Genomic DNA, 23,761 nt, shown 5'->3' with positions numbered 1-23,761 from the left:
GGATTCGCATGAAGTGGTTATGGGCTCTGCCCCTGATGACCGGCCTCGCCTGCCAGGCTGTGAACGCAGCTGAGTTTTATGAAAACAAACCACTGGCTCATCCGCTGATCCAGGGATTGCAGGAAAGCTCGGCCACACTGGCATTTATCAAAGAAGCGGACGGCGTCAAAGGTTATTACTGCGTCTGCGACACGCCTGAGGCAAACCCGCAACTGCTGGATGACTTCGGTCAGGCCACCATCGATTCGGTATTTCTCAAGTCACTCGACAGCGAGGATCCGACGCGCTTCGTGCTATTCCGACAAAACGATCGCTACAAGGTCTACGCCTACAAATACGACGCCAATGATCAGCTCTACAGCCGCGTCACGCTCCTGCAGCCGGCGCTGGATCGTATCACCGAAGGCCAGAAACGCCTGGATGCGCTGACCGTCAAGAAAGCCCTTAGCCGTATCACCCCGCTCAACTACCGTTTCTTCTACGAAGCGTCCGGCGTGCCCGAGTTCGACCAGCTCGATCTCAGCCAAGGAACGCTGGTTAGCTATTACAGCCAGTACTACGACCCACTCCCCGACCCGACACCGGACGACGAACCGTACTTTTTCAAGAAGACCTATCAGGAAAAAGACGGACGCTTTCTGACCGTCACCTTCTGGCGCTGGCTCGACAAAACCCTCGTCGAGGGCAACCGCACGCTGTACAACTATCGGGTCAGACGTATCGCCTGGGAAACCGACCCGATGAAATTCACCGGCGGTGAAGATGGCCAATCGGTGTCTTATGATTCCGGATCGATCTCAGCCCAAGGGGCCTACAAGCAGGGCGTGCGTACCGGTCCGTGGTCTATTTCCAAAGACGAGAAATATTCGGAGTCCGGTCATTTTGCCGAGGGTAAACGGGAGGGGCAGTGGTCCATTTATCAGGACGGGCAAACGCTGGACGGCGAGTACCACAATGATTTGCGTGAGGGCCGCTGGCAACTTCACAACTACGACGACATGGAGTGGGTTGCCAGCGGGTTCCAGACCTATGCCCACGGACAACTCAATGGCCCGAGCGAACTGACCACCGCCGGCACCACCGAGCGCGGCAGTTATGTCGACGACAAGCGCCAAGGCCTGTGGACAACCAAAGCAGGTACCGGCAACTACACCGACAACCTGCAAAGTGGCCCATGGACACTCAAGGCCGACAACGGCCACACCCAGACCGTGAACTTCGTCGCCGGCAAAAAAGACGGCGAGCTGCGCGATACCGACGCCAATGGCGCTTTGACTTACATCGAGCATTACGAGGCTGGTGTCCTGTCTGGCGCCCGCGAAAGCGTGCTTGAGGCGGGCGTTTCACGATAAAGATCCGGACGCTTTGTGTGAGCGGATGTTGTCCCGGTTGGGCTTACCGCCGTCCCTGGCCTATGCTGCAAGCCAATCTCATTGTTGATCGGTCGAGTCCATGGGTCGTGGTCTTCTATTCCTCCTGCTGGTGATCGCCCTGCCCGCCGCCGCGCAGATCTACAAGTACACCGACGCCAACGGCAACACGGTCTACAGCGATCATTCGCCGGACGGCGTACAGGCGCAGCCAGTGGAGTTGCCGCCGCTCAACAGCGTCGAACCTCAGGCACCGAGCGCACCGGCGCCTTCCAGCACGGACAAACGCCCAGCGGCACGCAACGCTTATGAAGTGCTGGAACTGACGGGCCTGCCCAGCGAAGAAGCCCTGCGCGCCAACAACGGTACGTTCACCGTCAATGTGCTGATCACACCGCGTCTGCAGGCGCCGCACCAATTAAGGCTGGTCCTGGACGACGAGCCGTACGGCCAGCCGAGCAACGTGCCGATCCTGCAACTGGTGAATATCGATCGTGGTGAGCATCGCCTGGCGGTGCAGGTGATTGATGGTCAGGCGATCATCCAGCAGAGCCCGGTCGTGGTGCTTACGGTGCAGCGGGTGCACAAGCCATGAGAGGCGTCTGGCTGATTCTGTGCCTGCTGGCCCTGCCCGTTTCGGCGGAGGTCTTCACCTATGTCGATGCGCAGGGCAATCGCGTCTACACCGACCAGCCGCGTGGCAACGCCAAGCGCGTACCCATCGCGACCAGCAATCGCATGTCGGCCAACCCCACGGCCGCCATGCCGATCAGCACTGCAAAAAAATCCCTGGAGCAACCGCTGTTCCACTACGACATGCTGCGCATTCTGATTCCCGAGCCGGACGCGACCATCCGCAGTAGCGCCGGCGAATTGATCGTCAGCGTCACCAGCGAACCGGGCCTGCAACACGGTCATCGCTATCGCCTGCTGCTGGACGGCCAGGCCACAGGCGAACCGGGCTTGAGCCCGGTATTTGCGTTGAGCAACATCGACCGGGGCAGCCACAACCTGTCGGTGGAAATCCTCGATGAGCAAGGCCGCACCGTCGAACGTACTGCCAACCAGCCGTTCCACATGCTGCGCATCTCGCTTGCGCAGAAACGCCAGGTCAAACCCTGCGTCGGCGAGGACTACGGCGTGCGCCCGGAATGCCCGCTGAAGGACAAACCGCCCGAGCCGAAAAATCCCTTCCTGCGTTTCTTCTAACGCCGTTCAGCTTTGCGCACTATATTGGTGCAACAAGCTGCACCGTACCCACATTCCAACCCATTTTGGTTCGAAAGTACCCGCCAGCCCCGGCAGGACGCCACGCAAACGAGCGTCAAACGCCTGTTTCAGGGGTTGAGCGCTTCTTTTCGGAGCCTTGGTTTGGTTTTTGCATTTTCCTCGCATCAGCGCTTAGTTCTCGCGCACGCCTTGCTCCAAAAGGGGTCCAGATGACCATAAGCGACGCAATCCACCGTTTGCTGCTCGACAACCTGACCACCGCCACCATTCTGCTCGACGCCGAACTGCGCCTTGAGTACATGAACCCGGCGGCGGAAATGCTGCTGGCCATCAGCGGTCAGCGCAGTCATGGACAGTTCATCAGCGAGCTGTTCACCGAATCCACCGAGGCGCTCAACTCGCTGCGTCAGGCGGTGGAACAGGCACACCCGTTCACCAAGCGCGAAGCGATGCTCACCGCCCTCACCGGCCAGACCCTGACCGTGGACTACGCGGTGACGCCGATCCTCAGCAACGGCGAGACCATGCTTCTGCTGGAGGTACACCCGCGTGATCGCCTGCTGCGGATCACCAAGGAAGAGGCGCAATTGTCCAAGCAGGAAACCAGCAAGATGCTGGTGCGCGGCCTCGCCCACGAGATCAAGAATCCGCTGGGTGGCATCCGTGGCGCCGCGCAGTTGCTGGCCCGCGAACTGCCGGAAGACAACCTGCGCGACTACACCAACGTGATCATTGAAGAGGCCGACCGCCTGCGCAATCTGGTCGACCGCATGCTCGGCTCGAACAAGCTGCCGTCGCTGGCCCTGTGCAACGTCCACGAAGTGCTCGAACGCGTCTGCCAACTGGTCGAAGCGGAAAGTCAGGGCTGCATCACCTTGGTGCGCGATTACGACCCGAGCATTCCCGACGTGTTGATCGACCGCGAACAAATGATTCAGGCCGTACTGAACATCGTACGCAACGCGATGCAGGCGATCAGCAGCCAGAACGAGCTGCGCCTGGGCCGCATCAGCCTGCGCTCCCGGACCATGCGCCAGTTCACCATTGGGCATGTCCGCCATCGCCTGGTGACCAAGATCGAGATTATCGACAACGGCCCCGGGATCCCGGCGGAACTCCAGGAAACCATCTTCTTTCCCATGGTCAGCGGCCGCCCGGACGGTACCGGGCTGGGCCTGTCCATCACCCAGAACATCATCAGCCAGCACCAGGGCCTGATCGAGTGTGACAGCCACCCCGGCCACACCACGTTCTCGATCTTTCTGCCACTGGAACAAGGAGCCACATCGACATGAGCCGTAGTGAAACCGTGTGGATCGTCGATGACGACCGTTCTATCCGTTGGGTTCTGGAAAAGGCCTTGCAGCAAGAAGGCATGACCACCCAGAGCTTCGACAGCGCCGATGGCGTGATGAGTCGTCTGGCCCGTCAGCAGCCTGATGTGATCATTTCCGATATCCGCATGCCGGGCGCCAGTGGCCTGGACCTGCTGGCGCGGATTCGCGAGCAGCACCCACGGTTGCCAGTGATCATCATGACCGCTCACTCCGACCTGGACAGCGCGGTAGCCTCGTATCAGGGCGGCGCCTTCGAATACCTGCCCAAGCCGTTCGACGTGGATGAGGCGGTATCGCTGGTCAAGCGCGCCAATCAGCATGCGCAGGAACAGCAAGGCCTGGAAGTGGTGCCGGCACTGACCCGCACCCCGGAAATCATCGGCGAAGCGCCGGCGATGCAGGAAGTGTTTCGCGCCATCGGCCGCTTGAGCCACTCCAACATCACTGTGCTGATCAACGGCGAATCCGGCACCGGTAAAGAGCTGGTGGCCCACGCCCTGCACCGCCACAGCCCGCGGGCGGCCTCGCCGTTCATCGCGCTGAACATGGCGGCGATCCCGAAGGATCTGATGGAGTCCGAGCTGTTCGGTCACGAGAAAGGCGCGTTTACCGGCGCGGCAAACCTGCGGCGCGGACGTTTCGAACAGGCTGACGGCGGCACGCTGTTCCTCGATGAAATCGGCGACATGCCGGCCGACACCCAGACCCGCTTGCTGCGGGTGCTGGCTGACGGCGAGTTCTATCGCGTTGGCGGGCACGTGCCGGTCAAAGTCGACGTACGGATCATCGCCGCGACGCACCAGAATCTGGAAACCCTGGTGCACGCCGGGAAATTCCGTGAGGACTTGTTCCACCGCCTCAACGTGATCCGCATTCACATTCCACGCCTGTCGGATCGTCGCGAAGACATTCCGACCCTGGCCAAGCACTTCCTCAGCCGCGCCGCGCAAGAACTGGCAGTGGAGCCGAAGCTGCTGAAAACCGAGACCGAGGAATACCTGAAGAACCTGCCATGGCCGGGCAACGTACGGCAGCTGGAAAACACTTGCCGCTGGATCACCGTGATGGCGTCCGGGCGCGAGGTGCACATCAGCGACCTGCCGCCGGAATTGCTGAGCCTGCCGCAGGATTCGGCGCCAGTGACCAACTGGGAACAGGCACTGCGCCAGTGGGCCGATCAGGCATTGGCCCGTGGCCAGTCGAGCTTGCTCGACAGCGCAGTGCCGGCATTTGAGCGGATCATGATCGAGACCGCGCTGAAGCACACGGCCGGTCGCCGTCGTGATGCGGCGGTATTGCTCGGTTGGGGTCGCAATACCCTGACGCGCAAGATCAAGGAACTGGGGATGAAAGTGGATGGCGGGGATGATGATGAGGGGGATGAGGGTTAAGCCCTGAGTTCATCGCTGCCCGTTACATCCATTCGCGAGCAGGCTCACTCCTACAGGGGAACGCATTGCAACGGTAAGAGTGAGCCTGCTCGCGATGCTTTTAGGCCTGCGTGCACCGCATCAATGCACGATGACCCGTGATCGGGCATCGCAACCTGTTCAAAAAACATCCAGTAAAAACTGAAAAACCCAAGCCACAGAAACGCGAAAGCCCCGAATGACGGGGCTTTCGCGTTTCTGAGAGATTTTTCTGTTTCCAAATACTAAAACTGGCACGCCCCCTGCAATAACCCTCACAGGTGATTCGATTCACCACCCGTTTCGGGGACCTTGGTACAGGCAGGCCGGGGATTCCCCTCTTTACACCGGACGCACACCGCAACGCGATGCGCCCACCCTTTTGGGATCCTTGGTACAGGCAGGCCGGGGGTTCCCTCTTTACACCGGACCGACGCTCTCAGCGAAGTCCACCCCGTTTTGGGAACCCTGATACAGGCAGGTCAGGGATTCCCGCTTTTATTGCTCCCGGAGATGGATCTCCAGCCGCCAGCGGTCATCGACCTGACTGCCGGCCCAGCCCCCCTGCAGCGGCCGCGCCGCCAGCACCGTCAACAACAAACCACCATCACTCACTCGCGTCCGCCAATTCACGTCCTTGCCGTTGAGCCTGAGCTGACCCTTCTGCGCATTACCTTCAGCCTGAAACAGCAGGGCCACGGTGCCGTCGATGATCTCGCCGTGCAGTTTGGGCTCGTTGTTGAACCAGACCACCAGGCCGTCATCCGTCACGTCGACCTGCTGCAGCACGCTCGGATCTGGCGTGGTCAGGCGACCGATCATCAAACCGACCATCAGGCCGAAAATCGCCAGCGAACCGATCACCCGCGGGAATAGTTTCGAACGCGGGTCGGCTTGCGGCGTAGAATGCGCGTCATCTTTACCTTCGGAGCCGTGCATGTTTCACGTCATCCTTTTTCAACCAGAAATTCCGCCGAATACCGGCAACGTTATCAGGCTGTGCGCCAACAGCGGCTGCCACCTGCATTTGATCGAACCGCTGGGTTTCGAGATGGACGACAAGCGCTTGCGCCGGGCCGGCCTCGACTACCACGAATATGCCACGCTGCAGCGCCATGCCGACCTCGCCAGCTGCCTTGAAAGCCTGGGCAACCCACGATTGTTCGCCTTCACCACCAAGGGCTCGCGGCCGTTTCACGACGCCGCGTTCGTCCCTGGCGATGCGTTCATCTTCGGCCCGGAAAGCCGTGGCCTGCCGCCAGAGGTGCTGGACGCCCTGCCCGCCGAACAGCGCCTGCGCCTGCCGATGCGTGAAGGCTGCCGCAGCCTGAACCTGTCCAACACCGTGGCGGTGGCCGTGTACGAAGCGTGGCGGCAGAACGGTTTCAAGTAACACCGCAGCGGACCTACAACCCTCTGTAGGAGCTGCCGAAGGCTGCGATCTTTTGATCTTGTTTTTCGGGGATCAAGATCAAAAGATCGCAGCCTTCGGCAGCTCCTACACGAAGGTTTCGTTTACCCCATGAAAAAAGCGCCGTTTGAAGGCGCTTTTTTCATGGGGCAAACGAAGCTTTTATTGAACGGTTGGCGTCTCGCCGCTTTCCTGCATGCGCTGCAGCTCTTGCGCGTACAGGGCGTCGAAGTTCACCGGAGCCAGCATCAGGGCCGGGAACGAACCACGGGTCACCAGGCTGTCCAGGGTTTCGCGAGCGTACGGGAACAGGATGTTCGGGCAGAACGCACCCAGGGTGTGGCTCATCGAAGCCGCGTCCAGGTTTTTGATCAGGAAGATACCGGCCTGTTGCACTTCAGCGATGAAGGCCACTTCGTCGCCGTTTTTCACGGTGACGGACAGGGTCAGCACGACTTCGTAGAAATCGTTTTCCAGTTCTTTCTGACGGGTGTTCAGATCCAGACCGACGGTCGGATCCCACTGCTGGCGGAAGATCGCCGGGCTTTTCGGAGCTTCGAAGGACAGGTCGCGTACGTAGATGCGCTGCAAGGAGAATTGCGGTGCGGTTTCTTCTTCGCTGGCTGCAGTGTTCTGTTGGTCAGTCATCTCAGATCCTTATCGATCTTGGGTCTTTTAGGGAGTGCTGTACGTGGGTGCAGCCGTTCAGGCCTTGAGCAGCGCGTCGAGCTTGCCGGCGCGCTCCAGGGCATACAAATCATCACAACCGCCGATGTGCTTTTCACCGATCCAGATCTGCGGCACGGACGTGCGTCCGGCCTTCTGGCTCATGGCAGCACGAATCTGCGGCTTGCCATCGACCTTGATCTCTTTGAAGGCCACACCTTTGTTCGCGAGCAATTGCTTGGCTCGCATGCAATAAGGGCAGTAATCGCTGGAGTAGACGATGACTTCGCTCATATCACTTCACCAGCGGCAGGTTGTCGCCTTTCCAGCTGGAGATCCCGCCGGACAGCTTGGCGGCGGTGAAGCCGGATTTCATCAGTTCGCGGGCGTGGGTACCGGCGGTCTGGCCCAGGGCGTCGACCAGAATGATGGTCTTGGCCTTGTGTTTTTCCAGCTCGCCGATGCGCGCAGCCAGTTTGTCCTGGGGAATGTTCACCGCGCCAACGATGTGGCCGGCAGCGAAATCCTTCGTCGGACGGATGTCCACCACCACGCCTGCTTCTTTGTTGACCAGTGCGGTCAGCTCGCCGGTGCTCAGGCTTTTACCGCCGCCCTGCATGGTGTGGGCGAGCAACAGAGCCAGCAGTACGACGAAGATACCGACAAGAATGTAGTGGTTAGTGGCAAATTCAATCAGGTGAGCAACCATCGAAGGAGGTTCCAGGGCGTTAAAATGTCGGCCAGTATACACAGCCGCTATGGTGGGCCAAACCCCGTCCGGCGGTGACGCCGCAGGAACTTCGCTTTAAACTCCTACTCCCTTTTCCATCGCCCTCTTCTTTATTAGCCACGAGTGGATTCCATGACTACCACGCCTAAACCTTTGGTCCTGATGATTCTCGACGGCTTCGGTCACAGTGACAGCCACGAATCCAATGCCGTGTATGCGGCGAAGAAGCCGGTACTTGATCGCCTGTGGGCCAGCGTGCCGAACGGTTTGATCTCGGGCAGCGGCATGGACGTCGGCCTGCCGGACGGTCAAATGGGCAACTCCGAAGTCGGCCACATGAACCTCGGCGCCGGTCGCGTGGTGTATCAGGACTTCACCCGTGTGACCAAAGCGATCCGCGACGGCGAGTTCTTCGAAAACCCGACCATCTGCGCCGCCGTGGATAAAGCCGTGGCTGCCGGCAAGGCCGTGCATTTCATGGGCCTGCTGTCCGATGGCGGCGTGCACAGCCACCAGGATCACCTGATCGCCATGGCCGAACTGGCCTTCAAGCGTGGCGCCGAAAAAATCTACCTGCACGCCTTCCTCGACGGCCGCGACACCCCGCCGAAAAGCGCCACTTCGTCGATCGAACTGCTCGACGCGACCTTCCAGGCGCTGGGCAAGGGTCGCATCGCCAGCATCGTCGGTCGCTACTACGCGATGGACCGTGACAACCGTTGGGACCGCGTATCCCAGGCCTACAACCTGATTGTCGACGGCAACGCCGAATTCAACGCGGCCACCGCCCAGGCAGGCCTCGATGCCGCCTATGCCCGTGGCGAAAGCGACGAATTCGTCAAAGCCACCACCATCGGCGAGCCGGTCAAGGTTGAAGACGGCGACGCCGTGGTGTTCATGAACTTCCGCGCCGACCGTGCCCGCGAGCTGACCCGTGTGTTCGTCGAAGACGATTTCAAGGAGTTCGAGCGCGCGCGCCAGCCGAAACTGGCCGGCTTCGTCATGCTGACCCAATACGCCGCCAGCATCCCTGCGCCATCGGCCTTCGCCGCCGGCAGCCTGGAAAACGTGCTCGGCGACTATCTGGCGAAGAACGGCAAGACCCAGCTGCGTATCGCTGAAACCGAAAAATACGCGCACGTGACCTTCTTCTTCTCCGGTGGCCGTGAAGAACCGTTCCCGGGCGAAGAGCGCATCCTGATCCCGTCGCCGAAAGTCGCCACCTACGACCTGCAACCGGAAATGAGCGCACCGGAAGTCACCGACCGCATCGTCGATGCGATCGAACACCAGCGCTACGACGTGATCGTGGTCAACTACGCCAACGGCGATATGGTCGGCCACAGCGGCGTGTTTGACGCTGCGGTGAAAGCCGTGGAATGCCTGGACACCTGCGTCGGCCGCATCGTCGAGGCACTGGAAAAAGTCGGCGGCGAAGCGCTGATCACCGCCGATCACGGTAACGTCGAGCAGATGTCCGACGCGTCCACCGGCCAGGCGCACACCGCGCACACCACCGAGCCAGTGCCGTTCATTTATGTCGGCAAGCGTGACCTCAAGGTCCGCGAGGGCGGCGTACTGGCGGACGTGGCACCGACCATGCTGATGCTGCTGGGCCTGGAGAAACCGGCGGAAATGACCGGGACGTCGATTCTGGTCTGACCCGGATCCAGGAAACCCCGTAAACCCCGTAGGAGTGAGCCTGCTCGCGATAGCAATCTGACAGTCAACTACTCTGTTGAATGTGAGAACGCCATCGCGAGCAGGCTCACTCCTACATTGGTTTGTGGAGGTTTCAAAGATTATTTTCAGCTGTATCTCCAGCCAGTTATCACACAAGCCCAATTGGGCGTTTTTTTTGCAGCGTCGGGCGGGCATACTAGGCCGTCCATTACCCTGGTGCCGCCCGCCTCTATGCTCCGCGTCCTGATCGCCCTCGCTCTGACCTGCCTGCTCCAACCGGCCTTCGCTGACGAGCGCGCGCAAACCCAACAGCAGTTGGATGCCACGCGTCAGGACATTGCCGAGCTGAAAAAGCTGCTGGGCAAGCTGCAGGAAGAAAAATCCGGCGTGCAGAAAGAGCTCAAGGGCACCGAAACCGAGATGGGCAAGCTCGAGAAGCAGGTCGATGCCCTGCAAAAAGAGCTGAAGAAAAGCGAATCCGAGCTGCAGCGGCTCGATGCGGAGAAAAAAAAACTCCAGAGCGCGCGCACTGAACAACAGCGACTGATCGCCATGCAGGCCCGCGCGGCCTATCAGAACGGCCGTCAGGAATATCTCAAGCTGCTGCTCAACCAGCAGAATCCCGAGAAATTCGCCCGCACCCTCACCTATTACGATTACCTGAGCCAGGCCCGTCTGGAACAGTTGAAGAACTTCAACGAAACCCTGCGCCAACTGGCCAATGTCGAAAAAGACATCGCCATGCAGCAAGCGCAATTGCTGGTCCAGAAAAGCAGCCTCGACACCCAGCGCGACGAACTGGAAAAAGTACGCAAGGAACGCCAGCAAGTCCTCGCCAAGCTCAACGATGACGTGAAAGCCCGCGACCAGAAGCTGGCCGCCCGCGAGCAGGATCAGGCAGACCTGTCTAAAGTCCTTAAAACCATTGAAGAAACCCTGGCCCGCCAGGCCCGTGAGGCAGAAGAAGCGCGGCAGAAAGCGCTGATCGCCCAGCAGGAAGCGGAAAAAAAGCGTTTGCGTGAGGCGCAGGCTGATAACAGCGACGCCCCACGAAAACCCGTCAGATCAACGCCAGGCGCGCTGGTTTCCAGTAGCGGCGAGACCTTCGGTGGCCCTTTTGCTGCAACCCGGGGAAAACTTCCGTGGCCGGTTGATGGTCGATTGCTGGCACGTTTCGGCGAAAGCCGTGGCGACGATGCGCGCACCAAGTGGGATGGCGTGATGATCAGCGCCGCCGCCGGCAGCCAGGTGCATGCCGTGCACGGCGGACGCGTGGTGTTCGCCGACTGGTTGCGCGGTGCCGGGCTGCTGGTGATCCTCGATCACGGCAATGGTTATCTGAGTCTTTACGGTCACAACCAGACGCTGCTCAAGTCGGCCGGTGACGTGGTAAAAGCCGGTGAGTCGATCTCCACTGTGGGTAACAGTGGTGGTCAGGACACGCCAGCGCTGTATTTCGCAATTCGTCAGCAGGGTCACCCGAGTGATCCGGCGCAATGGTGTCACGCGCAAGGATAAGCGCGTCGCCTAATTCAGGAGTTCGTTCGACATGCTGCATTTGTCCCGCCTTACCTCGCTGGCCCTGACGATCGCCCTGGTGATCGGCGCGCCTCTGGCGTTCGCTGCTCAACCGGCCCCGGCCGTCGCTCCGGCAGGCACTGCCGCGACCGCCAAGGCACCGTTGCCGCTGGAAGAGTTGCGCACCTTTGCCGAGGTAATGGATCGGATCAAGGCCGCCTATGTCGAGCCGGTGGACGACAAGACCCTGCTGGAAAACGCGATCAAGGGCATGCTCAGCAACCTCGATCCACACTCCGCGTACCTGGGCCCTGAAGACTTCACCGAGCTGCAGGAAAGCACCAGCGGCGAATTCGGCGGCCTGGGCATCGAAGTCGGTTCCGAAGACGGCTTCATCAAAGTCGTCTCGCCGATCGACGACACCCCGGCATCGAAGGCCGGCATCCAGGCCGGTGATTTCATCGTCAAGATCAACGGTCAGCCGACTCGCGGCCAGACCATGACCGAAGCCGTGGACAAGATGCGCGGCAAGATCGGCCAGAAAATCACCCTGACCCTGGTCCGTGACGGCGGCACGCCGTTTGACGTGACCCTGGCCCGCGCCGTGATTCAAGTGAAGAGCGTCAAGGCACAGCTGCTGGAATCGGGCTACGGCTACATCCGCATCACCCAGTTCCAGGTCAAGACCGGCGAAGAGGTCTCCAAGGCCCTGGCCAAGCTGCGCAAGGACAACGGCAAGAAGCTCAACGGCATCATCCTCGACCTGCGCAACAACCCGGGCGGCGTGTTGCAGGCCGCAGTGGAAGTGGTCGACCACTTCATCAAGAAAGGCCTGATCGTCTACACCAAAGGCCGGATCGCCAACTCCGAGCTGCGCTTCTCCGCTACCGGCAAAGACGAAAGCGAAGCGGTGCCGATGGTGGTGCTGATCAACGGTGGCAGCGCCTCGGCCTCGGAAATCGTCGCCGGTGCCCTGCAGGATCAGAAACGCGCCGTGGTCATGGGCACCACCAGTTTCGGTAAAGGCTCGGTGCAGACCGTGCTGCCGCTGAACAACGACCGTGCGCTGAAGATCACCACGGCGCTGTACTTCACGCCGAATGGCCGTTCGATCCAGGCCCAAGGCATCGTTCCGGACATCGAAGTGCGCAAGGCCAAGATCACCAACGAAGCGGACGGCGACTACTTCAAGGAAGCCGACCTGCAAGGTCACCTGGGCAACGGCAATGGCGGCGCGGACAAGCCGACCGGTTCCAGCGCCAAGGCCAAAGCCATGCCGCAGGATGACGATTACCAGTTGGCCCAGGCCCTGAGCCTGCTCAAAGGCCTGAGCATCACCTCCGGCCGTTGAGGATGTCTTTGCGTTTCCTCGTCGTCCTGCTGTGCTGTCTGGCGGGTGCTGCTCACGCAGAGCCCGCCAGAGTCACAGCACAAAAAGCCTACCTGACGCTGATCATCGACGACCTGGGGCAAAACCTGCCCCGGGATCGCCGCGTGCTGGCCCTGCCCGGCCCGGTGACCACGGCGATCATGCCCGACACCCCGCACGCCACCGAGTTTGCCCGCGAAGCCCATCGCGCCGGCAAGATCGTGATCCTGCACATGCCCATGGACCCGGCCACCGGCCCCTACGCCTGGCATCCCGAGCTGCAGCTCGAAGAACTGGAAAAACGCCTCGACGCCGCCTTCAAAATGGTCCCGTATACCGCCGGCATCAATAACCACATGGGCAGCCGCATGACCGCACAACCCGTAGCGATGGCATGGCTGATGGGTGAGTTGCAGCGTCGTCACAAGTTCTTCGTCGACAGCCGCACCAGCGCGCAAACCGTGGCTGCGCAACAGGCTCAGAAGATCGATCTGGCGAGCGTCTCGCGGGATGTGTTCCTCGATGACGAGCGAACCGAGGCCGCCATCTTCACCCAGTTGCAGACGGCGATCAGCCTGGCACGCAAACAGGGCTCGGCAGTAATGATCGGCCATCCGTACCCGCAGACGCTGGCGGTGCTGGAGCGGGAATTACCCAAGCTCAAGTCCCAGGGGATCGAATGGATCGACATCAAACAGATGATCAGCGTGCGCAGCAATCGCGCGACGGCTGCTCACGGCAAGGATGGCGTGTACCGCTAAAAAGATCGCAGCCTTCGGCAGCCCCTACATTTGCCATGCATCCTCCTGTAGGAGCTGCCGAAGGCTGCGATCTTCAGACAGGCGCTAGAGATACCGCCCCATGATCTCGTCCACCACACCGTCCTTGCGCATCTGATCCAGCGCCGCCTGCAGCTTCTTCACCGTTTCGTCCGGCACATCCTTGTTCAGCGCCAGGTACAGCTCGGCGCTGTTGAAGCGCAGCACGGTTTTGAGCCCGGTCACGCCGTCCTGTTTTGCCAGATAGCGCCCGGCCGGGTCACCGGTGGCCCACAGATCGATCTGACCGTTGACCAGTTTTTTCGCGTTGTCCTGATCGCGCAGCACCACCAGGGGCTTCAAGCCTTGCTTGGTCAGCGTCTCGGCAATCGCGTCGCCCTTGTAGGCACCGATCTTGTATTTGCGCGCATCGTTGAGGGTTTCGAGGGTGATCTTGCTGTCAGCCCTGGCCAACATGATCCAGTCGTCCGGACCGATCGGGCCGACCCATTTGAACAGGTTTTCGCGATCCGGCAGGCGCGCCATTACGAAGGCACCGTAACCGGGATTCTCCAGCGCCAGTTTGTAGACCCGCTCCCATGGGAAGCGCAACGTCAGGCTGTAGGTAAGGCCGGCACGCTTGAACATTTCGCGCACGATATCGGTGGCGATGCCATCGATGTTCTCGCCCTTGGCGAAGTTCTTGCCATCTTTCGCCATGTTGTAGGGCGGGAAGTTTTCGGTGAGAAGCACCAGATCGGTGTCGGGACTGTTTTCGGCCCGAGCAGTGTTGAGCAACAACACAGAAGCACTGGCGATAACAAGAAGCAGGCGTTTGATCATGTCGGGCTACCGGAATCCATGGCGTGCCCAAGAGTGCCTTGGGTACGCCATGCTGTCCACTGGCCTGTACGGTTTAGCGCATGACAATCCCGCGATGCGCCATATAGGCCTTGGCCTCCTGCACGGTGTATTCGCCGAAGTGGAAAATACTCGCGGCGAGCACTGCGCTGGCGTGGCCTTCGAGGATGCCGTCAGCCAGGTGCTGCAGGTTGCCGACGCCGCCGGAGGCGATCACCGGAATGCCCAGCGCATCGCTGATGGCGCGGGTTACGCCGAGGTCGAAGCCGTTTTTCATGCCGTCCTGATCCATGCTGGTCAGCAGGATCTCGCCGGCACCCAGGCCTTCCATCTTCTTCGCCCACTCGACTGCGTCGAGACCGGTCGGCTTGCGCCCGCCATGGGTGAAGATTTCCCAGCGCGGGGTTTCACCCGGGCCGGAAACCTTCTTCGCGTCGATGGCGACGACGATGCACTGCGAGCCGAAATGCTGCGCAGCTTCGCCGACAAACTCAGGGTTGAACACCGCGGCGGTGTTGATCGAGACCTTGTCCGCACCGGCATTGAGCAGGTTGCGAATGTCCTGCACGGTGCGCACGCCACCGCCCACAGTCAGCGGGATGAACACCTGGCTGGCCATGCGCTCGACGGTATGCAGCGTGGTGTCGCGGCCATCGACGCTGGCCGTGATGTCGAGGAAGGTAATCTCGTCGGCACCCTGTTCGTCATAGCGACGGGCGATTTCTACCGGGTCACCGGCATCGCGAATGTTCTCGAACTTCACACCTTTGACGACCCGGCCGTTGTCCACGTCCAGGCAAGGGATGATGCGTTTGGCCAGCGCCATGGTCAGTCCTCAGCCTTTGTACGAGTCGCAGAAAGCTTGCGCTTCGGCGACGTCGAGGGTGCCTTCGTAGATCGCCCGGCCGGTGATTGCGCCGATGATGCCCGGGGCCTTGGCGTCGAGCAGCGACTTGATGTCACCCAGATTGTGGATACCGCCGGAAGCGATTACCGGAATCTTCGTCGCCGCAGCCAGCGCAGCGGTGAACGGTACGTTGCAGCCCTGCATCATGCCGTCTTTGGCGATGTCGGTGTAAACGATGGCGGACACGCCGTCGGCTTCGAACTGCTTGGCCAGATCAATGACCTGGACCTTGCTGATTTCAGCCCAGCCGTCGGTGGCGACGAAACCGTCCTTGGCGTCGAGACCAACGATCACTTTGCCCGGGAACGCGCGGCAAGCTTCAGCGACGAACGCTGGCTCTTTCACCGCTTTGGTGCCGATGATCACGTAGCTCACGCCCGCTTTGACGTAGTGCTCGATGGTTTCCAGCGAACGGATGCCACCGCCGATCTGGATCGGCAGGTTCGGGTAGCGCTTGGCGATCGCGGTGACCACTTCGCCGTTGACCGGCTGGCCTTCGAACGCGCCGTTCAGATCGACTAGATGCAGACGGCGGCAACCGCCCTCCACCCACTTGGCAGCCATGCTCACCGGGTCATCGGAGAACACTGTGGAATCTTCCATGCGGCCCTGGCGCAGACGTACGCAGGCACCGTCTTTAAGATCGATAGCGGGGATAATCAGCATCTGGCAAACCTTCAAATTTGAATGTTCAGCTTGGCTCGGAAATCAGTTTTTTTCGAGCGCCCACAGGTCGCTTTCGATGCTTTCAAACCGCTCTTTGAGGTGGGTCTGCACATCGAAAATCGCCCTGTTGTAAAAGTGCGGAGCAATTTCGCGGGTAAACAGCTCAAGAATTTCCGCCGCTTCGAACGAACCCAGGTCCAGTTCGAAACGGTCTTCCATGAACCGCTGGATCTTGCGATAGGCCTCGCTCTCCTGTTCGGGAGCGAGGGTCAGGATCGGCGGCTTGGACTTCTTGGCAGCCATTTACCAGCGACCGTCCCACGCCGCGAAGTTCTGCAGCAATTGCAGGCCATGGGTATGGCTCTTCTCCGGATGGAACTGCACGGCGAAACGCGAGCCATCGGCCAGCGCTGCGGCGAAATCGACCCCGTAATGACCGCTGCCGACCACCTGCCGCGCGTTGGCGGCGGCGATGTAGTAGCTGTGCACGAAGTAGAAACGCGCCAGGTCCGGAATGTCGTGCCACAGCGGGTGGCTGACCTTCTGCTTCACCTCGTTCCAGCCCATGTGCGGGACTTTCAGATGCTCGCCGTCTTCGTGCAGGTCTTTGCCGAAGAACTTCACTGCGCCCGGGAACAGGCCGATGCAATCGACGCCGTCGTTCTCTTCGCTGGTGTCGAGCAGGGCCTGCATGCCCACGCAGATGCCGAGAAACGGACGGTCCTGGCTGACTTCACGCACCAGCGAGTCGAAACCGAGACGACGGATCTCCGCCATGCAGTCGCGAATCGCGCCAACACCGGGGAATACCACGCGATCGGCTTCGCGGATCACGTCCGCGTCGCTGGTGATCAGCACCTTGCCGGCACCGACGTGCTCGAGGGCCTTGGCCACCGAGTGCAGGTTGCCCATGCCGTAGTCGATAACTGCAACCGTCTGCATTACAGAACGCCTTTGGTCGATGGCATTTGCCCGGCCATGCGCTCATCCAGCTCGACGGCCATGCGCAGGGCGCGGCCGAAAGCCTTGAACACGGTTTCGATCTGGTGGTGGGTATTGGTGCCACGCAGGTTGTCGATGTGCAGGCTGACCAGCGCGTGGTTGACGAAACCCTGGAAGAATTCCTGGAACAGATCAACGTCGAAACCGCCCACGGTGGCGCGGGTGTACGGCACGTGCATCTGCAGGCCTGGGCGACCGGAGAAGTCGATCACCACGCGTGACAGCGCTTCATCGAGCGGCACATAGGCGTGGCCGTAGCGACGGATGCCTTTCTTGTCGCCAATGGCTTTGGCGAACGCCTGGCCGAGGGTGATACCGACGTCTTCCACGGTATGGTGGTCGTCGATATGCAGATCGCCCTTGCATTCAATATCCAGGTCGATCAACCCGTGACGGGCGATCTGATCCAGCATGTGCTCAAGAAAAGGAACACCGATATCGAATCGGGCCTTTCCGGTGCCATCAAGGTTGATCGAGGCTTTGATCTGGGTTTCCAGAGTGTCGCGCTCGACAGACGCCTTACGTTCGGCCATCACCAGCTCCGCAAAATCATTGGGCGAAAAAGGCAGCCATTATAGGCACGCGGGGCCGAAACAGAAACACGAGACGTGATATGCCTGACGGACAGAAGCCCCGGCTGTCGCGGGTAGACATGTCCATACAAGCCATTACAGGCACCCCAAAACAACTGTAGGAGGGAGCCTGCTCGCGATAGGGCCCTCACATTCAACATTTCTGTCGACTGTCAGACCGCTACCGCAAGCAGGCTCACTCCTACAGGGGTACTACGTTTTACTTAGTGAAACAGTACCGCCGTCTTCTGCAGGGTCACCCACACACCCCACGCCAACGGAATACCCACCACCAGCCACGCGGCGATCGCCAGCGGCTTGGTGCCCGGCGCGGCTTTCCACTCCAGCACAGTGCTACTGTCGGCACCTTTGTCATGACCCAGCGCCTGTTCGGCAGCCAGTTCGGCGTCGGTCATGAAGTACTTGTCAGCCACCGGACGCACCAGCAGGTTGCACAGGAAACCCAGCACCAGCAGGCCCGCGAGGATGTACAGGGTGATGTCGTAAGCGGCAGCGCGTTCAACGCCGATACTCAACTGATACTCACGCAGGTAGTTGACCAGCACCGGACCGAGCACGCCAGCCGCCGCCCAGGCAGTCAGCAGACGACCGTGGATCGCGCCAACCATTTGCGTACCGAACAGGTCGGCCAGATACGCCGGAACGGTCGCAAAACCACCGCCGTACATCGACAGGATGATGCAGAACGCCGCCACGAACAGCGCAACGTTGCCCAGGTGACCCATGTTCGGGATCAACGCGTACAGGGCAAAACCGAGGGCAAAGAACACGAAGTAGGTGTTTTTGCGACCCAGGTAGTCCGAGAACGAAGCCCAGAAGAACCGGCCACCGATGTTGAACAGGCTCAGCAGACCGGTAAAACCGGCAGCGATTGCGGCAATCGACGCCAGTTGCCCGGCATCCAGTTGACCGAACGGCACGTCAACACCCAGCAGCTTGCCGCCGAACACTTCCTGCAACAGTGGCGAGGCCATGCCCAGAATGCCGATGCCGGCGGACACGTTCAGGCACAGCACCAGCCACACCAGACGGAATTGCGGGGTTTTCCACGCCACATTCACGTGTACGTGACGGTGGGTGATCATCGAGTTCGAGGCTTTTTTCGCCGGGGCGGTCCAACCTTCAGGCTTCCAGCCGGTTGGCGGCACGCGGTAGGCCAGAGCGCCACCGATCATGAACACGAAATAGATTGCAGCCATGGCCACGAAGCTCTGCCAGACGCCAACACCGGCCGGCGAAGCGAAGTGGCTCATCAGCGCAGTCGCCAACGGTGCACCGACCATCGCGCCGCCACCAAAACCCATGATCGCCATGCCGGTCGCCATGCCGCGCTTGTCCGGAAACCATTTGATCAAGGTCGATACCGGCGAGATGTAGCCCAGGCCCAGACCGATACCACCGATCACCCCGGAGCCGATCCACATCAGCCAGATCTGGTGGGTATAGATACCCAGCGCCGAAATCAGCAGACCGCCGCACCAGCACAGTGCCGATACCACACCGGCCTTGCGTGGCCCTGCGTGTTCCAGCCAGCCACCCCAGATCGCTGCGGAGCAACCGAGGAAAATGAAGAACAGGGTGTAGATCCAGCCGAGCATCGAAATCGGCCAGTCGCATTGCGAAGAGAACACCTGGGCGATGAAGCTCATGTCCGGCGCGCAAGCCACCGGAGCGGTGATGCCCAGCGCCTTGGACAGCGGCAACCAGAACACCGAGAAACCGTAGGCCATGCCGATGCACAGGTGGATGGCCAGAGCGGCCGGTGGAACCAGCCAACGGTTGAAACCGGGCTTGGCGATGATGCGTTCCTTGGACAGGAACGCAGGCTGGTCGGCGCGAAGGCCGTCCGCCGTGATGCTCGTGCTCATTGTGTATCCCCCAATTATTAGTATGGTTCGCCAGCCACTGTTCACCCTCGGCCTTGATGCACGCAGGCATGACCGTTTTTTAGGTGAAGCTCCTTGAAGGCGCGACGTTAAGTCGCAGAAGGACGGACGAACTGGCGAAGGTTACCATTAGCACGTGACAGAAAAACCAAACTGATATCACCTTTTTCGTGTCACCTGATCTCATCTCCTGTAGGCGCTGCGCAACGCTGCGATCTTTTGACCTTGTTCTGAAAGGCGAAACTCAAAAGATCGCAGCCTGCGGCAGCTCCTACAGGGAGACACTCTTGAGGAGCATCAATGCCTGTCATCGTTCAAACGCTTGAAGACGCCAGTTACCAGGATCAGCAGGATCTGCAGAAGATTTATCGTGATGCCCCGCAATGGCTGTTCGCACCGTATTCCGATGACGCTCAACTGATCGAAAACTGCCTGGCTGACGGGACTTTGATTGCAGGACGTTTCAATGATCGCCTGCTCGGTGCGGCGCGTCTGACAAGGCACGACACGGTTTGGTACTTGTCCCATTTATGTGTGCGAAAAGTTACCCGACGCCGTGGGGTGGCCGAGCGGCTGGTGAACCAAGCGCAGAAATTGGCGTCGCAAGCGGGTGCGCAGTTGCGTCTGCTGGCGCCTGCCGGACACCTTGAAGCGCAGGCGCTGGCCGCCAAACTGCAAGTGCCGCTGGAAACAATCGCTACATGACGGCGCCCCGAACCGGGCGGATGCAGCGCTATACTCCCCGGCTAAATTACGAATTCGACTAACTACAAGGACTCGCCCATGAAAGCGTTCGGCAAAATCCTGGGTCTGGTACTTCTCGGGCTGTTGCTGATCATTGTGGCGGCGGGCTTCGCCCTGACCCACCTCTTTGATCCCAACGACTATAAAGACGAGATCCGCCAGATAGCCCGCGACAAGGCCCACATCGAGCTGATGCTCAATGGCGATATCGGCTGGAGCCTGTTCCCGTGGCTCGGCCTGGAACTGCACGAGGCCAGCGTCGCCACCCTGATCAATCCAACCGAACCGTATGCCGATCTGCAGATGCTCGGCCTGTCCGTGCGCGTGCTGCCGCTGTTGCGCCGCGAAGTGCAGATGAGCGATGTGCGTGTCGAGGGCCTGAACCTGCGCCTGAAACGCGACAAGAACGGCCACGGCAACTGGGAAGACATCGGCAAGTTGCCGACACCCGCCGCACCTGCCGGCAGCCCGACGCCTGCCAGCACATCTGCTGCAGAGGCCCCCGCCCAGCCGGAAAAACCGCCGCAGCCGATCCGGCTCGACATCGACAGCCTGACCGTCAACAACGCCCGCGTTGAGTACAACGACGAGCAGACCGGCAAGCAGTACAGCGCCGAAAGCATCCAGCTGAGCACCGGCGCGGTACACGACTCGACCAATATTCCGCTGAAAGCCACGGCGTTCCTCAGCACCAATCAGCCGGTGCTGCGGGTGCGTACCGAGCTCAACGGCGAGCTGCGCATCGAGCGCGCCCTGCAACGCTACAAGTTCGAAGACATGAAGCTGTCCGGCGAACTGACTGGCGATCCGCTGCAAGGCAAGACCATGACCTTCTCCGCCCAAGGCCAGATGCTGCTGGACAAAGCCGCGAACGTCGCCGAATGGACCGGGATCAAGATCTCTGCCAACCAGTTGCGCGCGCTCGGTGAGCTGAAAGCCAACGACCTCGACAAGACCCCGCAGATCACTGGCGGCATCTCGATCGCCCAGTTCGATCTGGCGAAATTCGTCGACAGCATCGGCCAGACGCTGCCGGCGATGGCGCCCGGCAGTCTGAGCAAGGTCGAACTGGTCAGCCGCGTGGCCGCCACACCAACCAGCGTCGCCCTCGACAACATCAACCTGAAACTCGACGACAGCAGCTTCAGCGGGCGCATTGCCGTGGAAGATTTCGCCAAACAGTCGCTGCGGGCGATCCTCAAGGCTGACACCTTCGACGTCGACCGTTACCTGCCGCCGAAATCGGACAAGGCCAAGACTGCCACGCAAGTGCGCCAGGCTGAAGTCGCCAGCACCGAAGCCGATGCCATGGCCGGTGCCGGCAGCACACCGCTGCCGGACAAACCAAGCAAAAGCGCCTGGAGCACCGAGCGCCTGCTGCCGGTCGAGCGCCTGGCCAAACTCGATGTCGATGCCGACCTGAGCTTCGGCCAACTGACCCTCGACAAACTGCCGATCCAGAACGCCGCACTCAAAGCCACGGGCCAGGGCGGCCTGCTGACTCTGGAGAACCTGCGCGGCGGCCTGTACAACGGCGACTTCGAAGCCAAAGGCACCCTCGACGTGCGCCCGAGTGCACCAGTGTTGAATCTGCAGACCCGGATCAACCGCGTTCCGGTAGAGAAAATCCTCGAAAGCCAGGGCAAGAATCCGCCGGTCAAAGGTCTGGTCACGCTGACCAGTAACGTCACCGGCAGCGGCAACAGCCAGCAGGCGCTGATCGAAACCCTCAACGGCAACGCCAGTTTCGTGATCAACGACGGCGTGCTGCTCAACGCCAACCTGGAACAGCAACTGTGCAAGGGTATCGCCACCCTCAACCGCAAAACCCTCAGCGGCGAGCCACGGGGCAAGGACACGCCGTTCCAGGAACTCAAGGGCAACCTGACCTTGCGCAACGGCGTCGCCAGCAACCCGGACCTGAAAGTGCGCATCCCCGGCATGACCGTCAACGGTGACGGCGACATCGACCTGCGGGTGCTGGGCATGGATTATCGCGTCGGCATCATCGTCGAAGGTGACACCAGCGCCATGCCGGACCCGGCCTGTCAGGTTGGCGAAAAATTTGTCGGTATCCAGTGGCCGCTGCGCTGCCGTGGCCCGCTGGAACTGGGCGCCAAGGCCTGCCGCCTGGACAACGAACGTCTGGGCCAGGTCGCGACCAAAATGGCCGGCGACAAGCTCAGCGAGAAGATCGACGAAAAACTGGGCGACAAAGTCAGCCCGGAACTGAAAAACGCATTGAAGGGGCTGTTCAAGCGATGAGAGCGGAGCAGTTTTCCACGGCGGTGCTGGAATGGTTCGACCGCCACGGCCGCCACGATTTGCCTTGGCAGCAGGACATCAACCCGTATCGGGTGTGGGTGTCGGAGATCATGTTGCAGCAGACCCAGGTCAGCACCGTGCTCAATTACTTCGACCGCTTCATGGCCGCGCTACCGACGGTTCAAGCGCTGGCCGAAGCGCCGGAGGACGAAGTGCTGCACCTGTGGACCGGGCTGGGTTACTACACCCGCGCGCGCAATTTGCAGAAGACCGCGAAGATCGTCGTCAGCCAGTACGGCGGCGAGTTTCCGCGGGATGTGGAAAAGCTTACGGATCTGCCGGGCATCGGCCTGTCCACCGCCGGGGCCATCGCCAGCATCAGCATGGGCCTGCGTGCGCCGATTCTCGACGGCAACGTAAAACGCGTTCTGGCGCGTTTTACCGCGCAAGAGGGTTACCCGGGCGAACCGAAGGTCGCCAAGCAACTGTGGGCCAACGCAGAGCGTTTCACGCCGCACGATCGGGTCAACGCCTACACCCAGGCGATGATGGATCTCGGCGCCACGCTGTGCACCCGCAGCAAACCGAGCTGCCTGCTGTGTCCGCTGGAAAAGGGCTGCGAGGCGCACATGCTCGGCCTGGAGACACGCTACCCGATCCCCAAGCCGCGCAAGGCGATCCCGCAAAAACGTACGCTGATGCCGATGCTGGCCAATGGCGACGGCGCGATTCTGCTCTATCGCCGCCCGTCCAGCGGTCTGTGGGGCGGCTTGTGGAGCCTGCCGGAGCTCGACGACCTCGACGACCTGCAACATCTGGCCGATCAGCACTCGCTGACGATGGGCGAGCAGCAGGCGCTGCCAGACCTCGTCCACACCTTCAGCCATTTCCAGCTGTCCATCGAACCCTGGCTGGTTCAGGTGCAGGAGGCCAGCCATCACGTGGCCGAGGCCGACTGGCTCTGGTATAACCTCGCCACCCCGCCGCGCCTGGGCCTTGCAGCCCCGGTCAAAACCTTGCTCGAACGCGCGGCCGCCGTATTGAATGCAGGAGAGTCACCATGACCCGCACCATCATGTGCCGTAAGTACAAAGAACAACTCGAAGGCCTGGAGCGCCCACCGTACCCGGGTGCCAAAGGGCAGGACATTTATGACCACGTCTCGGCCAAGGCCTGGGCTGACTGGCAGAAACACCAGACCCTGCTGATCAACGAAAAGCGTCTGAACATGATGAACGCTGAAGATCGCAAATATCTTCAGGGTGAAATGGACAAGTTCTTCTCCGGCGAGGATTACGCCAAAGCTGAAGGCTACGTTCCACCTGCCGAGTAAACCCCGAAATTCGGGGGGTGGAT

General features: G+C 60.7%; 25 protein-coding genes. 14 read left to right on the top strand and 11 right to left on the bottom strand.

The features are described from left to right. The first annotated feature begins 8 nt into the window (after positions 1-8). The 5 genes from NN484_RS14000 (at position 9) to ntrC (ending at position 5,328) form a co-directional block, all read left to right on the top strand. Positions 9-1,352 (top strand): toxin-antitoxin system YwqK family antitoxin, encoded by a 1,344-nt coding sequence (locus NN484_RS14000; protein ID WP_274657347.1) that lies wholly within the window; start codon positions 9-11, stop codon positions 1,350-1,352. Positions 1,353-1,452: 100 nt separating this feature from the next. Beyond that, positions 1,453-1,965, top strand: a complete 513-nt coding sequence (locus tag NN484_RS13995) for a DUF4124 domain-containing protein (protein ID WP_274657346.1) — start codon at positions 1,453-1,455, stop codon at positions 1,963-1,965. Next, entirely contained in the window at positions 1,962-2,579 is a 618-nt protein-coding gene (locus tag NN484_RS13990; RefSeq protein ID WP_274657345.1) for a DUF4124 domain-containing protein, read from the top strand. Before NN484_RS13995 ends, NN484_RS13990 begins: the two co-directional genes overlap by 4 nt. 230 nt (positions 2,580-2,809) lie before the next feature. Then, positions 2,810-3,895, top strand: coding sequence for a nitrogen regulation protein NR(II) (gene glnL / locus NN484_RS13985; protein ID WP_127648581.1), 1,086 nt, complete (start codon positions 2,810-2,812; stop codon positions 3,893-3,895). Beyond that, positions 3,892-5,328, top strand: a complete 1,437-nt coding sequence (gene ntrC / locus NN484_RS13980; RefSeq protein WP_127648580.1) for a nitrogen regulation protein NR(I) — start codon at positions 3,892-3,894, stop codon at positions 5,326-5,328. Before glnL ends, ntrC begins: the two co-directional genes overlap by 4 nt. Before the next feature lie 516 nt (positions 5,329-5,844). Here ntrC and NN484_RS13975 read toward each other — a convergent pair. Beyond that, a complete protein-coding gene (locus NN484_RS13975) occupies positions 5,845-6,285 on the bottom strand; it encodes a hypothetical protein (protein ID WP_274657344.1) in 441 nt (146 codons plus the stop codon). On the opposite strand from NN484_RS13975, the gene NN484_RS13970 reads away from it, so the two are divergent. Further along, on the top strand, positions 6,284-6,739 hold the full coding sequence (locus tag NN484_RS13970) for a tRNA (cytidine(34)-2'-O)-methyltransferase (protein ID WP_083367278.1): 456 nt from the start codon (positions 6,284-6,286) through the stop codon (positions 6,737-6,739). The two genes, NN484_RS13975 and NN484_RS13970, sit on opposite strands and share 2 nt — an antisense overlap. Positions 6,740-6,919: 180 nt before the next feature. Here the strand turns inward: NN484_RS13970 and secB are convergent, their stop codons facing one another. Genes secB through NN484_RS13955 form a run of 3 tightly spaced genes read right to left on the bottom strand, consistent with a single transcriptional unit; the run spans position 6,920 to position 8,132 of the window. Beyond that, positions 6,920-7,405: a protein-export chaperone SecB gene (secB, locus tag NN484_RS13965; RefSeq protein ID WP_215501218.1), complete on the bottom strand. Its 486-nt coding sequence runs from the start codon at positions 7,403-7,405 to the stop codon at positions 6,920-6,922. A 57-nt stretch (positions 7,406-7,462) separates the two neighbouring features. Further along, positions 7,463-7,717, bottom strand: coding sequence for a glutaredoxin 3 (gene grxC / locus NN484_RS13960; protein WP_274657343.1), 255 nt, complete (start codon positions 7,715-7,717; stop codon positions 7,463-7,465). A gap of 1 nt (position 7,718) precedes the next feature. After that, positions 7,719-8,132, bottom strand: a complete 414-nt coding sequence (locus tag NN484_RS13955) for a rhodanese-like domain-containing protein (RefSeq protein WP_025110926.1) — start codon at positions 8,130-8,132, stop codon at positions 7,719-7,721. A 153-nt stretch (positions 8,133-8,285) separates the two neighbouring features. On the opposite strand from NN484_RS13955, the gene gpmI reads away from it, so the two are divergent. From gpmI to NN484_RS13935, 4 genes are all read left to right on the top strand, one after another. Next, positions 8,286-9,815, top strand: a complete 1,530-nt coding sequence (gene gpmI / locus NN484_RS13950; protein ID WP_274657342.1) for a 2,3-bisphosphoglycerate-independent phosphoglycerate mutase — start codon at positions 8,286-8,288, stop codon at positions 9,813-9,815. A 252-nt stretch (positions 9,816-10,067) separates the two neighbouring features. Next, entirely contained in the window at positions 10,068-11,354 is a 1,287-nt protein-coding gene (locus NN484_RS13945) for a murein hydrolase activator EnvC family protein (protein WP_215501216.1), read from the top strand. Between the two features lie 31 nt (positions 11,355-11,385). Continuing rightward, entirely contained in the window at positions 11,386-12,705 is a 1,320-nt protein-coding gene (locus tag NN484_RS13940) for a S41 family peptidase (RefSeq protein WP_127648574.1), read from the top strand. A 2-nt stretch (positions 12,706-12,707) separates the two neighbouring features. After that, entirely contained in the window at positions 12,708-13,484 is a 777-nt protein-coding gene (locus NN484_RS13935; RefSeq protein ID WP_274657341.1) for a divergent polysaccharide deacetylase family protein, read from the top strand. A gap of 84 nt (positions 13,485-13,568) precedes the next feature. Here the strand turns inward: NN484_RS13935 and NN484_RS13930 are convergent, their stop codons facing one another. The 7 genes from NN484_RS13930 to NN484_RS13900 all read right to left on the bottom strand — a co-directional run bounded on the left by NN484_RS13930 (position 13,569) and on the right by NN484_RS13900 (position 19,378). Further along, positions 13,569-14,324 carry a substrate-binding periplasmic protein gene (locus tag NN484_RS13930; RefSeq protein WP_215501214.1) on the bottom strand — a complete coding sequence of 252 codons (756 nt, stop codon included), beginning with the start codon at positions 14,322-14,324 and terminating at the stop codon, positions 13,569-13,571. Positions 14,325-14,397: 73 nt separating this feature from the next. Next, positions 14,398-15,168: an imidazole glycerol phosphate synthase subunit HisF gene (gene hisF / locus NN484_RS13925; RefSeq protein WP_007897430.1), complete on the bottom strand. Its 771-nt coding sequence runs from the start codon at positions 15,166-15,168 to the stop codon at positions 14,398-14,400. A 9-nt stretch (positions 15,169-15,177) separates the two neighbouring features. Continuing rightward, a complete protein-coding gene (gene hisA, locus NN484_RS13920; RefSeq protein WP_127648571.1) occupies positions 15,178-15,915 on the bottom strand; it encodes a 1-(5-phosphoribosyl)-5-[(5-phosphoribosylamino)methylideneamino]imidazole-4-carboxamide isomerase in 738 nt (245 codons plus the stop codon). A 42-nt stretch (positions 15,916-15,957) separates the two neighbouring features. Then, the gene (locus NN484_RS13915; RefSeq protein WP_127648570.1) at positions 15,958-16,218 is read right to left on the bottom strand and encodes a DUF2164 domain-containing protein; all 261 of its coding nucleotides are present in this window, start codon (positions 16,216-16,218) and stop codon (positions 15,958-15,960) included. Then, entirely contained in the window at positions 16,219-16,857 is a 639-nt protein-coding gene (hisH, locus tag NN484_RS13910) for an imidazole glycerol phosphate synthase subunit HisH (RefSeq protein ID WP_127648569.1), read from the bottom strand. Beyond that, positions 16,857-17,450, bottom strand: a complete 594-nt coding sequence (gene hisB / locus NN484_RS13905) for an imidazoleglycerol-phosphate dehydratase HisB (RefSeq protein ID WP_007909204.1) — start codon at positions 17,448-17,450, stop codon at positions 16,857-16,859. The genes hisH and hisB overlap by 1 nt, the downstream gene beginning before the upstream one ends. A gap of 263 nt (positions 17,451-17,713) precedes the next feature. Further along, positions 17,714-19,378, bottom strand: a complete 1,665-nt coding sequence (locus tag NN484_RS13900; protein ID WP_215501213.1) for an OFA family MFS transporter — start codon at positions 19,376-19,378, stop codon at positions 17,714-17,716. A 318-nt stretch (positions 19,379-19,696) separates the two neighbouring features. On the opposite strand from NN484_RS13900, the gene NN484_RS13895 reads away from it, so the two are divergent. The 4 genes from NN484_RS13895 to NN484_RS13880 all read left to right on the top strand — a co-directional run bounded on the left by NN484_RS13895 (position 19,697) and on the right by NN484_RS13880 (position 23,738). After that, a complete protein-coding gene (locus NN484_RS13895; protein ID WP_274657340.1) occupies positions 19,697-20,101 on the top strand; it encodes an acetyl-CoA sensor PanZ family protein in 405 nt (134 codons plus the stop codon). A 78-nt stretch (positions 20,102-20,179) separates the two neighbouring features. After that, positions 20,180-22,405: an AsmA family protein gene (locus NN484_RS13890; RefSeq protein WP_274657339.1), complete on the top strand. Its 2,226-nt coding sequence runs from the start codon at positions 20,180-20,182 to the stop codon at positions 22,403-22,405. Further along, on the top strand, positions 22,402-23,469 hold the full coding sequence (gene mutY / locus NN484_RS13885) for an A/G-specific adenine glycosylase (RefSeq protein ID WP_215501210.1): 1,068 nt from the start codon (positions 22,402-22,404) through the stop codon (positions 23,467-23,469). Before NN484_RS13890 ends, mutY begins: the two co-directional genes overlap by 4 nt. After that, positions 23,466-23,738, top strand: a complete 273-nt coding sequence (locus NN484_RS13880; protein ID WP_274657338.1) for an oxidative damage protection protein — start codon at positions 23,466-23,468, stop codon at positions 23,736-23,738. Before mutY ends, NN484_RS13880 begins: the two co-directional genes overlap by 4 nt. The last annotated feature ends 23 nt before the right edge of the window (positions 23,739-23,761 follow it).

The organism is Pseudomonas serboccidentalis (assembly GCF_028830055.1).
Lineage (GTDB): Bacteria > Pseudomonadota > Gammaproteobacteria > Pseudomonadales > Pseudomonadaceae > Aquipseudomonas > Aquipseudomonas serboccidentalis.
The sequence above is the reverse complement of the archived record's forward strand: the minus strand, read 5'-3'. Positions and strand labels throughout refer to the sequence as shown.

Coding starts and splice junctions, on each gene's coding strand:
- NN484_RS14000 (WP_274657347.1), top strand. CDS start 9: ATGAAGTGGTTATGGGCTCTGCCCCTGATGACCGGCCTCGCCTGCCAG.
- NN484_RS13995 (WP_274657346.1), top strand. CDS start 1,453: ATGGGTCGTGGTCTTCTATTCCTCCTGCTGGTGATCGCCCTGCCCGCC.
- NN484_RS13990 (WP_274657345.1), top strand. CDS start 1,962: ATGAGAGGCGTCTGGCTGATTCTGTGCCTGCTGGCCCTGCCCGTTTCG.
- glnL (WP_127648581.1), top strand. CDS start 2,810: ATGACCATAAGCGACGCAATCCACCGTTTGCTGCTCGACAACCTGACC.
- ntrC (WP_127648580.1), top strand. CDS start 3,892: ATGAGCCGTAGTGAAACCGTGTGGATCGTCGATGACGACCGTTCTATC.
- NN484_RS13970 (WP_083367278.1), top strand. CDS start 6,284: ATGTTTCACGTCATCCTTTTTCAACCAGAAATTCCGCCGAATACCGGC.
- NN484_RS13975 (WP_274657344.1), bottom strand. CDS start 6,285: ATGCACGGCTCCGAAGGTAAAGATGACGCGCATTCTACGCCGCAAGCC.
- secB (WP_215501218.1), bottom strand. CDS start 7,405: ATGACTGACCAACAGAACACTGCAGCCAGCGAAGAAGAAACCGCACCG.
- grxC (WP_274657343.1), bottom strand. CDS start 7,717: ATGAGCGAAGTCATCGTCTACTCCAGCGATTACTGCCCTTATTGCATG.
- NN484_RS13955 (WP_025110926.1), bottom strand. CDS start 8,132: ATGGTTGCTCACCTGATTGAATTTGCCACTAACCACTACATTCTTGTC.
- gpmI (WP_274657342.1), top strand. CDS start 8,286: ATGACTACCACGCCTAAACCTTTGGTCCTGATGATTCTCGACGGCTTC.
- NN484_RS13945 (WP_215501216.1), top strand. CDS start 10,068: ATGCTCCGCGTCCTGATCGCCCTCGCTCTGACCTGCCTGCTCCAACCG.
- NN484_RS13940 (WP_127648574.1), top strand. CDS start 11,386: ATGCTGCATTTGTCCCGCCTTACCTCGCTGGCCCTGACGATCGCCCTG.
- NN484_RS13935 (WP_274657341.1), top strand. CDS start 12,708: ATGTCTTTGCGTTTCCTCGTCGTCCTGCTGTGCTGTCTGGCGGGTGCT.
- NN484_RS13930 (WP_215501214.1), bottom strand. CDS start 14,324: ATGATCAAACGCCTGCTTCTTGTTATCGCCAGTGCTTCTGTGTTGTTG.
- hisF (WP_007897430.1), bottom strand. CDS start 15,168: ATGGCGCTGGCCAAACGCATCATCCCTTGCCTGGACGTGGACAACGGC.
- hisA (WP_127648571.1), bottom strand. CDS start 15,915: ATGCTGATTATCCCCGCTATCGATCTTAAAGACGGTGCCTGCGTACGT.
- NN484_RS13915 (WP_127648570.1), bottom strand. CDS start 16,218: ATGGCTGCCAAGAAGTCCAAGCCGCCGATCCTGACCCTCGCTCCCGAA.
- hisH (WP_127648569.1), bottom strand. CDS start 16,857: ATGCAGACGGTTGCAGTTATCGACTACGGCATGGGCAACCTGCACTCG.
- hisB (WP_007909204.1), bottom strand. CDS start 17,450: ATGGCCGAACGTAAGGCGTCTGTCGAGCGCGACACTCTGGAAACCCAG.
- NN484_RS13900 (WP_215501213.1), bottom strand. CDS start 19,378: ATGAGCACGAGCATCACGGCGGACGGCCTTCGCGCCGACCAGCCTGCG.
- NN484_RS13895 (WP_274657340.1), top strand. CDS start 19,697: ATGCCTGTCATCGTTCAAACGCTTGAAGACGCCAGTTACCAGGATCAG.
- NN484_RS13890 (WP_274657339.1), top strand. CDS start 20,180: ATGAAAGCGTTCGGCAAAATCCTGGGTCTGGTACTTCTCGGGCTGTTG.
- mutY (WP_215501210.1), top strand. CDS start 22,402: ATGAGAGCGGAGCAGTTTTCCACGGCGGTGCTGGAATGGTTCGACCGC.
- NN484_RS13880 (WP_274657338.1), top strand. CDS start 23,466: ATGACCCGCACCATCATGTGCCGTAAGTACAAAGAACAACTCGAAGGC.